Origin of the sequence: Nonomuraea sp. 3N208, assembly GCF_052245935.1 — a bacterium.
In the GTDB taxonomy this organism is placed as follows: Bacteria; Actinomycetota; Actinomycetes; order Streptosporangiales; family Streptosporangiaceae; genus Nonomuraea.
In genome coordinates, this window is sequence record NZ_JBQQBR010000013.1 from 123,037 (window position 1) to 136,770 (window position 13,734).

Annotated in this window: 11 protein-coding genes; 3 read left to right on the plus strand and 8 right to left on the minus strand. The window is 69.9% G+C overall.

The annotated features are described in order from the left end of the window. Positions 1 to 59: 59 nt before the first annotated feature. Genes ACTWPT_RS21215 through ACTWPT_RS21225 form a run of 3 tightly spaced genes read left to right on the plus strand, consistent with a single transcriptional unit; the run spans position 60 to position 3,504 of the window. Positions 60 to 1,502, plus strand: a complete 1,443-nt coding sequence (locus ACTWPT_RS21215; protein WP_443179150.1) for a glycosyltransferase family 2 protein — start codon at positions 60 to 62, stop codon at positions 1,500 to 1,502. A gap of 48 nt (positions 1,503 to 1,550) precedes the next feature. Next, positions 1,551 to 2,453 (plus strand): CDP-alcohol phosphatidyltransferase family protein, encoded by a 903-nt coding sequence (locus ACTWPT_RS21220; protein WP_443179151.1) that lies wholly within the window; start codon positions 1,551 to 1,553, stop codon positions 2,451 to 2,453. Between the two features lie 19 nt (positions 2,454 to 2,472). Next, a complete protein-coding gene (locus ACTWPT_RS21225) occupies positions 2,473 to 3,504 on the plus strand; it encodes a sulfotransferase family protein (protein WP_443179152.1) in 1,032 nt (343 codons plus the stop codon). On the opposite strand, the gene ACTWPT_RS21230 is transcribed toward ACTWPT_RS21225, so the two are convergent. The 8 genes from ACTWPT_RS21230 to ACTWPT_RS21265 form a co-directional block, all read right to left on the minus strand. Continuing rightward, positions 3,501 to 4,523 carry a glycosyltransferase gene (locus ACTWPT_RS21230; RefSeq protein ID WP_443179153.1) on the minus strand — a complete coding sequence of 341 codons (1,023 nt, stop codon included), beginning with the start codon at positions 4,521 to 4,523 and terminating at the stop codon, positions 3,501 to 3,503. The two genes, ACTWPT_RS21225 and ACTWPT_RS21230, sit on opposite strands and share 4 nt — an antisense overlap. Then, positions 4,520 to 7,150 (minus strand): bifunctional glycosyltransferase/CDP-glycerol:glycerophosphate glycerophosphotransferase, encoded by a 2,631-nt coding sequence (locus ACTWPT_RS21235; RefSeq protein ID WP_443179154.1) that lies wholly within the window; start codon positions 7,148 to 7,150, stop codon positions 4,520 to 4,522. The genes ACTWPT_RS21230 and ACTWPT_RS21235 overlap by 4 nt, the downstream gene beginning before the upstream one ends. A 93-nt stretch (positions 7,151 to 7,243) precedes the next feature. Continuing rightward, positions 7,244 to 7,927 carry an SRPBCC family protein gene (locus ACTWPT_RS21240; protein ID WP_443179155.1) on the minus strand — a complete coding sequence of 228 codons (684 nt, stop codon included), beginning with the start codon at positions 7,925 to 7,927 and terminating at the stop codon, positions 7,244 to 7,246. Between the two features lie 75 nt (positions 7,928 to 8,002). Continuing rightward, positions 8,003 to 8,857, minus strand: a complete 855-nt coding sequence (locus tag ACTWPT_RS21245; protein ID WP_443179156.1) for an FAD binding domain-containing protein — start codon at positions 8,855 to 8,857, stop codon at positions 8,003 to 8,005. Continuing rightward, positions 8,854 to 11,259 (minus strand): xanthine dehydrogenase family protein molybdopterin-binding subunit, encoded by a 2,406-nt coding sequence (locus ACTWPT_RS21250; protein ID WP_443179279.1) that lies wholly within the window; start codon positions 11,257 to 11,259, stop codon positions 8,854 to 8,856. Before ACTWPT_RS21250 ends, ACTWPT_RS21245 begins: the two co-directional genes overlap by 4 nt. 5 nt (positions 11,260 to 11,264) lie before the next feature. Continuing rightward, entirely contained in the window at positions 11,265 to 11,747 is a 483-nt protein-coding gene (locus ACTWPT_RS21255; protein WP_443179157.1) for a (2Fe-2S)-binding protein, read from the minus strand. 71 nt (positions 11,748 to 11,818) lie between these two features. Then, positions 11,819 to 11,974, minus strand: coding sequence for a hypothetical protein (locus tag ACTWPT_RS21260; protein WP_443179158.1), 156 nt, complete (start codon positions 11,972 to 11,974; stop codon positions 11,819 to 11,821). 37 nt (positions 11,975 to 12,011) lie between these two features. After that, on the minus strand, positions 12,012 to 13,625 hold the full coding sequence (locus ACTWPT_RS21265) for a PspC domain-containing protein (protein ID WP_443179159.1): 1,614 nt from the start codon (positions 13,623 to 13,625) through the stop codon (positions 12,012 to 12,014). Positions 13,626 to 13,734 lie beyond the last annotated feature (109 nt).

Consider the following 13,734-nt stretch of genomic DNA (forward strand, 5'->3'; position numbering starts at 1 on the left):
GCGGACTCCGAGGCATGCTGCCCTCGATCCCCATCCTGAGATCCAAGGAGCAAACCGGCATGGTTCCCCTTCTCAGCGTCGTCGTCCCGTTCCACAACGTGGAGCAGTACCTCACCGAGTGCCTGAAGTCGCTGGCCGTCCAGACCCTGGACGACTTCGAGGTCGTCATGGTCGACGACGGCTCCCTCGACGACAGCCGGCGGATCGCGGAGGACTTCGTCGCCAAGGACCGTCGCTTCCTCCTGATCGAGCAACGCAACCTCGGGCCAGGGCCGGCTCGCAATGCGGGGATCAAGCAGGCCAGGGGCGCGTACCTGGCCTTCGCCGACGCCGACGACGTCGTGCCGCGGGAAGCGTACGGGCGGCTCGTCGCCAAGCTGGCCGAGACCGGCTCCGACCTGGCGTGCGGCGCGGTGGGGCGGCTCGTCGACGGCGTGCTGGAAGAGTCGATCCTGCACGAGAAGGTGTTCAGACGTCCCCAGTTGTGCACTCACATCACCGACAAGCAGGTGCTCATCAGAGACCGGACGATCTGGAACAAGGTCTACCGGCGGGACTTCTGGGAGCGCGCCGGGCTGGAGTTCCCCGCGGGCATCTACGAGGACGTGCCGGTCGCCATGCAGGCGCACGTGCTGGCCACCAGCGTGGACATGCTGGCCGACGTGGTCTACCACTGGCGCAGGCGGGAGTCGTCCATCACGCAGTGCCGGAACGAACTGGCCAACCTGCGTGAGCGGCTGGCCGCCATCCGCTCTGTCCGGGCGTTCCTCGACGAGCGGGCCCCCGAGTTGCTCGACGGCTTCGACGCGCTGGTGCTGGAGAAGGACATCCTCTTCCTGTTCCAGGCGGTGGAGGTCAGCGAGGAGCCGGAGCCGCTGCTCAACCTGGCCCGCTCCTGGGTGGCCTCGCTGGGCCAGAACGCCCTGGACACCGCGCCGTCGCTGCGCCGCCTCGAGCTGCACCTGCTCGGGCGCGGCCTGGTGGCCGAGCTGCGGAAGGTACGGGAGTTCCGCCGCACTCGCGAGGACGCCGCCCGCGTGGTGCCGCGTGGCCGGCGCAACGCCGGCTGGTACGGCGACTACCCGTTCTTCCGCGACCGCCGGCTCAAGATCCCCGACGCCGTGTTCGACGCCCGCGAGGAGCTGAAGCTGCACGCCAGGGTCGAGAGCTGCGAGTGGACGGGCACTGGATACCGGGTGCGCGGGCATGTCGCGATCCACCGCGTCGACCGCCGGATCGGCCGGATCGACCTATGGCTCAGCGACGGCCGCCGCAAGATCCCGCTGGAGGCGCGGCGCGCCGGACGCCACGGGATCGTCGCGACCATCGACCCGGAGCGGCTGGCCGGCGGTGGCCCGAGCTGGCGGCTGCAGGCGCGGACCGAGACCCGCGGGCTGGTGCTGAAGGGCTGGTTCAGGGACGTCGAGGCGCACGCGCCCTGGCGGTTCACGCCATCGGGAGTGCCGGGTTGGTCAAGAAGCGGCATGGACATGCCCCAGTAGTTCCAGACAGTAATCGCAAGAGCGCGTGTCGTGTTCATGCTGGTCTCCATGCGGACCTATTCGCTCGATGACGTCTACGAGACACGCAAGCGGAGAGACTCCTGGTGGACCGTGTATTTCGTGGACCCGGTCGCCTGCCGGGTCGCCCTTCCGGTCGCCAACCGCACTCGGCTGACGCCGAACGGGCTCACCGTGCTTTCGCTCGTTCTCGGCATGGTGTCGGCCGCCTGTTTCGCGGCGAATCAGCTCGTAGCCGGCGCTGTGGTCTTCTATCTCAGCTTCATGATCGACTGCGTGGACGGCAAAATAGCCAGGCTCAAGGGCACGGGGACGCCCTTCGGCCTCTGGCTCGACTACGTGGGAGACCGGGTCAGGGTGGTTCTGTGCGCCGGCGGGCTGGCGTACGGGCAGTACACCCTGACCGGGGATGTGCGTTACGTGATGCTCGGCGCGGCGGTGGCCGTGCTGGACCTGTTCAGGTACGTCAACGCGCCGCAGATGAAGCGCGTGCGCGAGGCCGTCAGGGAAGAGCGGCAGGTGTCGGAGCTCGCGGAGGACCCCGAGGCGCTTGACCCTATGCCGCCGGACCCGGCGCCGCTCGACCCCGTGCTGCTGGACCAGATGCCGCTGGCCCGCGCGCCGCTTGACGAGATGCCGCTGGAGCAGATGCCGCTGGAGCGGGCGCCGCGGCCACGCAGGTTTTACCGGCGGTTCAACAGGTTCCTGGCCCGGCGCCGGGTCCGCTCGCACCTGATCAGCGGCATCGAGTTCCACGCGGCGGTGTTCGTGGTCGCGCCCCTCGCGGGGGCGTGGGCGCTGATCCCGCTCGCCGCGACGGCAGGGGTTCTGCTACTCGCCAACGAGGTCGTCCTTGTCTACCGGATGTGGCTCTTCACGCGCAGGCACGGCGTGGCCTCCTCTCAGGAGAGCCGAGAGCACGTTCTCGTCTAGTTTCGGGGGTTAGTACGAAATGTCCGACCGGCCAGTCTTCGTCATCGGATGTCCGCGCTCCGGCACCACGATGCTCCAGCTCATGCTGCACTCGCACCCGCGCATGGCGGTACCGCCGGAGACCCGCTTCCTCGTTCCCGCGTATTACCGCCGGCGCAAGTGGGGCGACCTGCGGGTGACCCATCGCCGTCGCGCCCTGGCGGAGTGGATCGCGACCGACCGCACCACCAAGTTCCGCGAGCTCAAGATCGACAAGGACGAGTTCGTCAGGCAGTGCGTGGCCGGTCCCGGCACGCTCGGGTCGGTGATCGGCACCGCCTTCCGCATGTACGCCGACCGCTTCGACAAGAGCCGCTGGGGCGACAAGCGGCCCAGCTATGTCAAGCAGGTGGACATGCTGCTGAGGCTGTTCCCAGACGCCCAGTTCATCCACCTGATCAGGGACGGCCGCGACTGCGTGGCCTCGCTGAAGGAGATGCCCTGGTACACGCTGGACTCCTTCCACGCCATCTCCACCTGGGCCGAAGCCATCGACGCGGGCGGCCGGCTGCGGCGCACCCTGTCCGAGGACACGTACTACGAACTGCGGTACGAGGACCTCACCGACGATCCCGCGACCGAGCTGAAAAAGCTCTGCCACTTCCTGGAGGAGGACTTCTCCCCATCGATGGTCTCCCCGCGTGAGGCGGCCAGCGTGGCGGTGCCGCAGCACAAGGTCTGGCACAGCAACACGCACGGCGAGGTCATCCGCACCCGCGTGGGCAGCTGGGCCAACCGGCTGGACGACTGGGAGATCGCGTTGTGCGAGCACATGCTCGGCGACCGCCTGGAGTCCATGGGATACGAGCTGACCGGCGTGCCCAAGCCGGGCAGGGAGCACATCACGGCCTGCCAGAAGACGATGCAGAAGCGCAGGGCCAGCCGCATGCGCAAGCACATGCGCGACCGCTTCAACCGGCTGCGCGAGCCGAGCCCGGTGGCAGCCCTGCTCACCTCGCGCCAGCGCTCGCTCGCGGGGGTCCCGCAGCAGCGGTCGGAGCTGGCCGTCTAGCGCTCGATATGGGCGAACAGCCGCTCCCAGCGGTCCAGCACGTGGTCGAGGCGGAAGGCCTCGGCCCGTGCGCGGGCGGCGGACCCGAGGCGCCGCCGCTCCTCCACCGAGTTCGTGAGCCTGGCCAGTTCGGCCCCGAACGTGTCCACGTCCCCCGGCGGCGCCAGCACCGGTCCAGCGGACCGCACGCCGCCCGACACGTCGAACGCCACCGACGGCACCCCGTGCGCGCCCGACTCCAGCAACACGATCGGCAGGCCCTCGTGCTCGCTGGTCAGGCCCAGGATCGCGGCGTTCAGGTATTCGGCGGGCAGGTCCGCCGCCGGTACCAGCCCCCTGAAGACCACGCGGTCGCCGACTCCCTCCGCGTCCGCGTGCGCGCGTAGCCGCTCCCGCTCGGCGCCGTCGCCGATCAGGTGCAGCTCCCAGGGCGGGGGTGCCCCCGAGCAGGCGAACGCGCTGATCAGCCGGTCGAACCGCTTGACCCCTTCCATCCGGCCCACGCCGATCACCCGGGGCGAGGCGAGCATGGATGTCCGCTCCGGCCAGACGGCCAGCGGGTTCGGCAACGTCCAGGTGTTGGGCAGCAGCGCGTGCTCCGAGAAGCGCCATGCGTCGTCCTCGCTCAGGAAGACCGCCTGGTCGAGGTTGGGGTAGTGCTTCCTGATCGAGCCGAGGTGCCAGCAGCCGCGGGCGTGGTCGTACGAGCCGTGGTACTGGCCGATCGGCCGGAGCGTGGCGGGCAGCAGCTCCGACAGCTTGATCACCACCGACGGTGAGGTCATGATCGCGTAGCCCGGTCCGATCGCGGCGAGCAGCCTGCGTGCCTTCCGGCCGGATGTGACCACATGGCGGTGGTACTGCGGCCGCTCAACGTACGTGAACGGCGACCGGGACCGCTGCAGGCCGATCACGTGCACCTCATGGCCGCGCTCGGCCAGCCCCTGGGCGAGCGTGTGGGTGACCTGCTGGATGCCGCCGAGGGTGTCGGCATCCATGCAGGCGAAGACCACACTCACCGGGCAACTCCAAAGAAGTCGTCCACGATCCGGGCGGCCGCGTCCCCGCGCTCGTCGGCGCACCACAGGTGGCGGAAGGCCGTGTACCGCTCGGCGAAGGACGCGTGCACGTCGGGCAGCCGCCTGATCACGCTCACCAGCTCCTCCGTCGTCGTGACGCACGGCCCGGGCGCGATGGCGGGCAGGTCGTGGTAGACGCCGCGCTCCGACAGCCGGTAGTCGTCCCAGTCGTCGATGAAGAACACCATGGGCTTGCCGGTGATCGCGTAGTCGCACATCACGGACGAGTAGTCCGTCAGCAGCGCGTCCGAGGCCAGCATCAGGTCGTTGATCTCTGGATAGGACCCGGCGGACCGCACGAAATGCCTCAGGTGCTCGGGCGGGCTGTAGTGCTCGACCGGATGGGTACGCAGCACCAGCACCCAATCGTCGGCCAGCTCCTCAGCCAGCAGCTCCAGATCGACCCGGACGGATTTGCCGCTTCGTTTCGCCCAATCCCGGTAAGTAGGCGCATAAAGCAGGATTTGTCGCCCGCGCGGAATCTCCAGCTGACCCCGCACGTCCCCGGCGGCCTCGCCCCTGACCAACGCGTCGCAGCGCGGCGTCCCGTACCGGTAGACCTTGCCCGTGTACCCGTTGGACGGCACGAAGATCCGCGAGAACTCCGCGCTCGGCGACACCAGCGCGTCCCACCGCGCCACCGCCGCCCGCCACTGGGCCCGCGGCTTGTCGAAATCGGCCCGCAGGTCCGGCGCGTCGAACCCGATCGACTTGATGCCCTGCCCGTGCCACGTCTGCAGATAGCGGGTGCCGCGCGGCTTCGGGTAGTCCAGCGGGAACCCGTGGCTGTCCACCCAGATCCCGGCCCGCGCCATCGTCCAGACGTAGCGCCAGCTCCCGCGCCGTACGAGCCGCACACCGCGGGGGAAGTGCCCGCGGTTCTTGGCCACCGACCACACCACCTCGATCGGCAGCTTCCGTCGCCGCACCTCCTCGTAGACGGCCCGCGGGCTGCCGCTGCAGCCCTGGCCGACGTCGGATTCGAACAATGCGAGGTTCCGCCGCCGTGGCAGCACCTTGATCAGCACCTTGTAGGCGCACAGCTTGGCCCGCGGTGTGTTGAGCCGCCTCAGCAACGCCCGCCTGGTCCGCCGCCACACCGACCGCGGGCTGGGGTCGGGCCGCACGCACAGGTACGCCCCATAACCCTCGACCAGCACCCGGCACCCCGGCACCTCGATCTCGGGAGTGTGCGGGTCGGCGATGATCCGGTCGGTCGTGGTGTGCCCGTCGGAGATCCTGGTGAAGCCGATACGCGGATCGCACGTGCCGGAGGGCGTGAAGACGACCTCGCTGACGTACCCGCCCTCGCCGGACGGCTCCGGCTCGATGGGGATTCTCCGGCTTCCGAGCTGCAGGAACGCCGTCCGGTCCACCGGCAGCGCGCCGAACGGGTCGTAGGTGCGCACGATCATCCGCACCCGCGCGCCGTCGCAGGTGATCTCCGACGCCTCGTGCCGCAGCCGGGACGCCGAGAAGGGCAGCTCGGCCAGCCGCAGCTCGGTGATGTCCAGCCCGGGGGAGACCGAGGTGCCCCAGTACGTACGCCCGTCGAGCTGCACGGCCGCCCGCGGCGCGGCCCGTGGCCCGGTCAGCGAGCTCGCCGCGATCCGCAGGTCCTCGATCCGGTCGTCCAGGATGAGCCGGCAGCAGACCCGCTCGAGCGGCTCGGCCGCGGCAATCACCTCGGCCGGGATCTCCTCCAGGTACGGCCGTACGATCGAGGCGAACTCCTTGACCCACACCAGGTCCCGCGCCGGCAGCGGCTTGAGATAGACCAGAAGGTCCTGCCGCACGAACCGGTGCTGCCGGTGTGGCACCAGGTCCTCGGCCCCGTGCTCGCGCAGGAGGTCGTCGCTGAGCCGGGCCGCCATGACCCGCTGCCGCACGTTCTCCATGTCGTCGATGCTCAACGAGATCGAGGCGTTCGTCGGCGCCCGGTGCCAGTGGTAGACCACCCACGGCACGATCGCGAACCTCCGCGAGAGCGCGTACAGCTCGGCGGCGAAGACGTGGTCCTCGTAGTAGATGTCCTCGGGGAAGCGCAGCGCCCTGTCCCGCAGCCGGCCCACGTCGTAGAGCTTGTTCGTGCTGAAGCAGTCCAGGAACAGCTGGGGCTCCTCGCGGATGCCCTCGACCACCCGCCGCCGGGCGAACAACGACGGGTAATAGGGCTGCAACCGCCCGCTCGACTCGAACAACCGCGAGATCTGCCCCGACACGAAGTCCGCCCCGGTCCGCTCGATCTCGGTGAGCAGGCTCTTGCACGCGTGCCTGGGCAGCTCGTCGTCGCTGTCCAGGAACATGACGTACGGCGCGGCCGCGGCGTCGATGCCGTCGTTGCGGGGCGCCCCGCAGCACCCGCTGTTGACCTTCCTGCGCAGGTAGCGAACCCGCGGATCGCGCTCGGCGAGCCGGGCCGCCACCTCCGGCGTGCCGTCCGCGCTGGCGTCGTCGACGATGATCACTTCGAGGTCGCGTAGCGACTGGCCGAGCACAGAGCGCACGGCCCTGGGCAGGCGGGCCGCGTCGTTATACGTGATCACGACAACGCTGCAGTCCGGCATCCCAAGTCCCCCCGCTGGTCCAACTGCCTGCGGGGATGGCACTTCCCCCGGGCGGGGAGGAGTGTCCGGACTTGATGGAGTATTTGCTGAAAATCAGCGCATAAGGCGACGAATTATCCAGGCGATGACCAGCAGCCCCACGATCGCGGCCGCGACGGGCGCCAGCCGCTTCAGCACCGGCTGTCCGGCGATCTCCAGCAGGTCGAGCGCCTCCTCGTCAGGCGTGCGCGACGTCCGCAGCGTGCCCGCGGGGCGTACGTCCTCGTCGGGAGTGGGCACAGCGCTCAGGTGCCGCTCCTCCTCCTGCGCCTGGGCGGGCTCCACAGTGGGCTCGGACAGCAGCGCGGCCAGGTTTTCCGCGAACTTGTCGATGAGCTTCGCGCCCACCTCGGCCATCACGCCCCGCCCGAACTGGGCGGGCCGCCCGGTCACGTTGAACGTCGTCTCCACGGTCACCGCCGTGGCGTCCTCGTGCGCTGCGAGGCGGGCCTTGACCGAGGCCGATGCCGTGCCGGAGCCCCGGGCCTCCTTGCCCGACGCCTGGATGGTGAGCGAGTAGGAGTCCTTGTCCACGTCCTCGAACCTGGCGGTCCCCCGATACGTCACCATGATCGGGCCGACCTTGACCTTCAGCCTGCCGGTGAACTCGTCGCCCTCGTAAATGTCGAGTGTCGCCCCGGGCAGGCACGGCGCGACCCGCTCTACGTCGAGCAGCACGGCCCAGGCCTGCTCGATCGGGACTGGAACAGTGAACTCGTGCTCGAACCGCATCGCCATCGATCCGCTCCTTCTGCCGATGTTGCGACACTACGACGGGCGGGGGCGCCCCTGGAAGAGGCGCCCCCATAGAGGTCAGAGCGTGCCCGCCGCGGTGCGGACAGCGCGGTGGGTCAGGACCCTGGCCAGGTGACGACGGTAGTCTGGCTGGGCGTGCAGATCCGTCGGCGGCGAGGTGTCCGCCGCCGCCTCCTCGCACGCCTGCCGGATCTGGTCGCCCAGCTCCATGCCCTGCAGGGCGGACTCGGTGGCACGGGCACGCACGGGCGTCGGGCCCATGCACGTCAGCCCGATCCTGGCCTCGGCGATCGCGCCGTTGGAACGCTTGACGGCCGCCGCCACGCCGACGATCGCCCACGCCTGCGCGGTGCGGTGGAACTTTTCGTAGTGGAAGCCCCAGCCCTCGCCCAGCTTCGGGATCTTCACCCCGGCCAGGATCTCCCCGGGCCCCAGCGACGACTCCAGGTAGTCGACGAAGAACTCGGCGGCCGGGATCTCCCGCTCGCCCTGCGCCGACCTGGCCACGAACACGCCCTCCAGCGCCAGCACCACGGCCGGCAGGTCGCCTGCCGGGTCCGCGTGCGCCAGCGAGCCGCCGAACGTGCCCCGGTGCCTGATCGCCGGGTCCGCCACGTGGGCCGCGGCCAGCGCCACCAGCGGGCAGCCGGCGTTGACCACGTCGGAGCGCATGACCTCGTCGTGCGTGGCCATCGCGCCGATGAACACGTGGTCGCCGCGGTCGTGCACGCCCTTCAGCTCCGCCAGCCGGCCGATGTCGACCAGCGTCGACGGGTATGCCAGCCGCATCCGCAGCAACGGCAGCAGCGACTGCCCGCCGGCCAGGACCTTGGTGTCCTCGTCCGACGCGAGCGCCTGCGACGCCTCGGCGAGCGACTCCGGGCGCACGTACTCGAACTGCGCGGGGATCATGGCCGCACTCCTTCCAGCGCCCGTTCCTCCAGTGCCCTCCAGACACGTTCGGGCGAGCACGGCATCTCGACATCGTGAATGCCGAACGGGCGCAGGGCGTCCACGATGGCGTTCACCACGGCCGGTGTCGAGGCGATCGTCCCGGCCTCGCCGACGCCCTTGACCCCGAGCGGGTTGCTGGTCGCCGGCGACTCGGTCCTGTCGAGGGTGAAGTCCGGCAGGTCCGCCGCCGACGGCAGCAGGTAGTCGGCCATCGTCGTGGTCAGCAGGTTGCCCTCGGCGTCGTACACGGCCTCCTCGAACAGCGCCTGCGCGATGCCCTGCGCGATGCCGCCGTGCAGCTGGCCGTCGACGATCAGCGGGTTCACCACTTTGCCGATGTCGTCCACCGCCACGTACGAGCGGATCTTCACCATGCCCGTCTCGGTGTCCACCTCCACAGCGCACAGGTGGGTGCCGTGCGGGAAGGAGTAGTTGTCCGGGTCGAACGTGGCCTCGGAGTCGAGCCGCGCCTCCACGCCCTCGGGCAGGTCGTGCGCCAAGAACGCGGCGAACGCCAGCTCCTGGATGGTCTTCTGCGACTCCGTGCCCCGCACCTTGAACGCCCCGGCCTCGAACTCCAGGTCGTCCGGCGAGCACTCCAGCAGGTGCGCGGCCAGCTTGCGCGCCTTGTCCTTGACCTTCTCGGCCGCCTTCAGCACCGCGATGCCGCCGATGACCAGCGAGCGCGAGCCGTAGGTGTCCATGCCCTTGTGCGCGATCGCCGTATCACCGTGCAACACCGTGATGTCGTCGAACGGCACCCCCAGCGCGTCGGCCACGATCTGGCTCCACGCCGTCACATGTCCCTGCCCGTGCGGGGACGTACCGGTGATGACCTCCACCTTGCCCGTGGGCAACATGCGCACGGAGCCGTGCTCCCAGCCGCCCGCGCCGAAGTTGGCCTGTCCGAGCAGCCTGGACGGCGCCAGGCCGCACATCTCCGTGTACGTGCTCACGCCGATCCCCAGCTGCACCGGGTCGCCCCGGTCCCGCCGGTCGCCCTGTTCGGCACGCAGCTTGTCGTAGCCGAACATCGCGGTCGCCTTGTCGGTCGCCGCCTCGTAGTTGCCCGAGTCGTAGGTCAGCCCCGAGATCGTGGTGTACGGGAACTCATCGTGCTTGATCCAGTTGCGCCTGCGTACCTCCAGCGGGTCCATGCGCAGCTCGGCGGCCAGCTCGTCCATCACCCGCTCGATGCCGAACGTCGCCTCGGGGCGGCCCGCGCCGCGGTAGGCGTCGGTGGGCATCTTGGTGGTGAACACGCCGGTGCAGCCGAACTCGTAGGCGTCCATCTTGTAGATCGCGTTGAACATCGACGCGCCCAGGAGCGGGATGCCCGGCGTGATCAGCATCAGGTACGCGCCCATGTCGGCCAGCAGGTCCACCTGCAGGCCTCGGATGCGCCCGTCGGCGTCGGCGGCCAGCCGGATGTGCTGGAGCTGGTCGCGGCCGTGATGCACGGTCAGGTTGCCTTCGGAGCGGGACTCGGTCCACTTGACCGGCTTGCCGAGCTTGCGCGCCAGCAGCAGACAGAGCACCTCCTCGGCGGTGACCTGCAGCTTCGAGCCGAACCCGCCGCCCACGTCGGGCGCGATCACGCGGATCTTGTGCTCGGGGATGCCGGTGACGACTGCCAGCATGACCCGCAGCACGTGCGGGATCTGCGTGGATGACCAGAGCGTGTACGAGTCGCCGTCGGTGTCGGCCATGACCGCCCGCGGCTCCATCGCGCTCGGGATGAGCCGTTGTTGCCGGAACGTCCGGTCGATGACGATGGGCGCATCCCTGAACGCGGCCTCGATGTCACCCGAGGTGATCTTGGTGCTGAATGCCTTGTTGCCTGCCTCGTGCACCTTCGGGCTGTCCGCGGTCAGTGCCTCCCTCATGTCGAGCACCGCGGGCAGCTGCTCGTACTCGACGTCGATGGCCTCCAGCGCGTCGGCCGCACGGTAGCGGTCGGTCGCGATCACGCAGGCCACGGCCTCGCCCACGTACCGCACCTCCGACACCGCCATCGGCGGGTGGTCGGGGATGACCACGTCCTCACTCACCGGCCATGCGCACGGCAGGCTGCCCTGCTCGGCGGCGAAGTCCTGACCGCTGAACGCCGCCACGACCCCAGGAAGCTCACGTGCCCCCGACACGTCGACCCTGGTGATCCTCGCGTGCGCCATGGGGCTGCGCAGGAACATCACGTGCAGGAGGCCAGGACGCGTGAGGTTGTCCGTCCACTGCGTGCGCCCCGTCAGCAGCCTTGCGTCCTCCTTGCGCTTACGCGGCCGGCCGACCTCGCGTGTGCCCGCCGGCTCGTTGATCTGGTCGCTCTCGGCTATCTGCTCGGCCACCAGGCCGGCGTCCATTTCGCTCACGGCGTGGTCACCGCCCGTCCCATTTCCTGCGCGCCCCTGCGTACGGCACGGACGATGTTGCAGTAGCCGGTGCAGCGGCAGAGGTTGCCCTCCAGACCTTGCCTGATCCTCTCCTCCGACGGGTCGGGATCCTCTCGGAGCAGGTCTATCGCGGCCATGACCATGCCGGGCGTGCAGTAGCCGCACTGCAGCGCGTGCTCTTCGTGGAAGGCCTGCTGCATAGGGTGCATCGACCCGTTGGCGCCCAGGCCCTCGATCGTGACGACGTCGCAGCCGTCGGCCTGGACGGCGAGGACCGAGCAGCTCTTCACGCTCTTGCCGTCCAGCATGACCGTGCATGCGCCGCAGTTGCTGGTGTCGCAGCCGACAGGGGTGCCGGTCTTGCCCAGCCGTTCTCGTAGCAGATGAACGAGAAGGAGCCGCGGCTCGACGTCCTCCTCGTACTTGACCCCGTCGACGGTGACGGTGATTCGGGGCATACGTCCTCCCTCAGGAGCAGGGGAAAGGCGGACACACCCGAACCTACGCCGGTGTTACTCCCGGTCAAGGGTTACTTACCGCGGACCGCCCGTGCGACGATCGCGACAAGCCCTGCGAACGCCAATCCCAGCACCGTGACGCCGATCAGGACCAGCGGATCCGTGATCGCGCGTGTCACGATCAAAATACCCAGAACGACGAAGAGCACGCCGCTGAGCAGGGCCATCCAGTCCGTCCTGTGGAGCTGACGCGGTCGCTCGACCTCACGCGGCACGCCGCACCTCCATGTCGCCGAGCCCACCCCGCAGGTTGAGCACGATTGTCGAGACCTCGCCCTTGGGTTTGGTCTCCGGCTCCAGCACCTTGTCCAGCCGGATGTCCACGCCGCCCCGGACCGACTGGTCGACCGTGATGTCGCCGACCTTGTTGGAGGCGTGCACCTCCAGCCTGACCGTCGGCGGCACGATCACCTCCAGCTCGCCCACCGACACCGCGGCGCTGACCGTCGCCGTCGTGCCCGGGGCCAGCTCCAGCTCTGACAGGTCCAGCCGGCCGTCGCCGACGCCGACGTCGTAGGTGGCGTTCAGCTCGGCGAGCGTGGTCGGGGCCCACTCGGACGGGCCGATGTTCCGCGGCAGGCCGCCCAGCATCAGGCCCAGGCTCACGATGAGCGCCACCGCGGTCCCGGCCGCCACCAGCCCGGCGCCGCGGCCCCACCAGGCCGCCACCAGCAGCCCGGCGCCGATCGTGATGAGCATCGCGCCGGCGACGATGGTCGGGCTCACTCCGGCGGCCGACCGGGCTTGGACCGCCACGACGATCCCTCCAATGATGATTGCCAGCAGGATGGTGATGGCGCCGATGAACGACTTCGGCCTTCGCTCCTTCGTCGGGAGCGGTCGGCCGTACAGGGCAGGGTCGTACGGCGAGTAGCCGCCTTCCCGCTTGGCCGGGTCCAGCGGCCGGTACGGGCCGCTGGGCGCGAAGGGCTCGCCGTATGGCGTGTAGTCGACGGCGGTTGTGGGCTGGGGGCGGTAGGTGCTCGGCTGGGGCGGCGCCGCATGCTGCGCGGTCACCGCGTTGTCCTCGGCCTGAGACGTGTGCTGGCCCACGGACGTCACCGTCTCGTCCGCCTGCGTCGCCTGATCCGCGTGCGTCGCCTCGTCCTCGCGGGTCGCTTCGTCCGCGTGCGCCGCTTCGTCCGCGTGCGCCGCCTCCGCGCCCGCGACTGTCGCCTCCCGGGCCGTCGCGCCCATGGCCGGAGCCTCAGAGGCCGCCGTCATGGAGTCCCCGGCCTGGTGCGGCTCTGCGGCGGGCCCAGGCGTCGGCGGGCTCGTGGGCGCGGGCCGGGCTGTGGGCGCCGGGCGTACCGGGGGAGCGGCCTGCGGGCTGGTGTAGGACGGCGCGGCCTGGTCCTGCACGCGCCTGCGGCTGAGCCGCTCCGGCATCGACCGGGCCAGCCCCAGCAGATCCACCCCGCTGGAGTGCGCCGCCAGCAGCGACACGGCCAGGAGCACCCCGACCACCAGCGTCCCTGTGTCGAACCAGATCGTGGCCAGGTTGATCGCCAGCCCGAACGCCAGCACCGCCGTCAGCAGCGCCAGCACGGCCTCGGCGTCGAAGTCGCGCCGCGTCCACTGCTCGATGATCCCTGGCCCCCCGTTCGGCTCCTTCATCAGCAGGAACGCCGCCAGATACAGGAACAGGCCGACCCCCGAGCCGAGCAGCAGCACGGCGAAGGTCACCCGGAACACCACGGGATCGATGCCGGTATACCGCCCGAGGCCCGCGCACACTCCCATGAGGAAGCGTCCCTCGCTGCTGCGGCGCAGCATCTTCGGGCCGGCGGCCGGTTCTCTGGGCGGAGCTTCTGTCATGCAACCATCGTCGCCCTGCGCGCGGGGTGCTCGCATCCGGGACACCCCTGACCCGACCCGGGGGTTGTTCCCTGATGCCCGGGACGTCCCCGACATGTGACGATGGCCA

Bases quoted from the DNA above. Each gene is read 5' to 3' on its own strand.
- ACTWPT_RS21235 (WP_443179154.1), bottom strand. From the start codon at position 7,150: ATGCCGGACTGCAGCGTTGTCGTGATCACGTATAACGACGCGGCCCGC.
- ACTWPT_RS21225 (WP_443179152.1), top strand. From the start codon at position 2,473: ATGTCCGACCGGCCAGTCTTCGTCATCGGATGTCCGCGCTCCGGCACC.
- ACTWPT_RS21245 (WP_443179156.1), bottom strand. From the start codon at position 8,857: ATGATCCCCGCGCAGTTCGAGTACGTGCGCCCGGAGTCGCTCGCCGAG.
- ACTWPT_RS21215 (WP_443179150.1), top strand. From the start codon at position 60: ATGGTTCCCCTTCTCAGCGTCGTCGTCCCGTTCCACAACGTGGAGCAG.
- ACTWPT_RS21250 (WP_443179279.1), bottom strand. From the start codon at position 11,259: ATGGACGCCGGCCTGGTGGCCGAGCAGATAGCCGAGAGCGACCAGATC.
- ACTWPT_RS21220 (WP_443179151.1), top strand. From the start codon at position 1,551: ATGCGGACCTATTCGCTCGATGACGTCTACGAGACACGCAAGCGGAGA.
- ACTWPT_RS21265 (WP_443179159.1), bottom strand. From the start codon at position 13,625: ATGACAGAAGCTCCGCCCAGAGAACCGGCCGCCGGCCCGAAGATGCTG.
- ACTWPT_RS21240 (WP_443179155.1), bottom strand. From the start codon at position 7,927: ATGGCGATGCGGTTCGAGCACGAGTTCACTGTTCCAGTCCCGATCGAG.
- ACTWPT_RS21255 (WP_443179157.1), bottom strand. From the start codon at position 11,747: ATGCCCCGAATCACCGTCACCGTCGACGGGGTCAAGTACGAGGAGGAC.
- ACTWPT_RS21260 (WP_443179158.1), bottom strand. From the start codon at position 11,974: ATGGCCCTGCTCAGCGGCGTGCTCTTCGTCGTTCTGGGTATTTTGATC.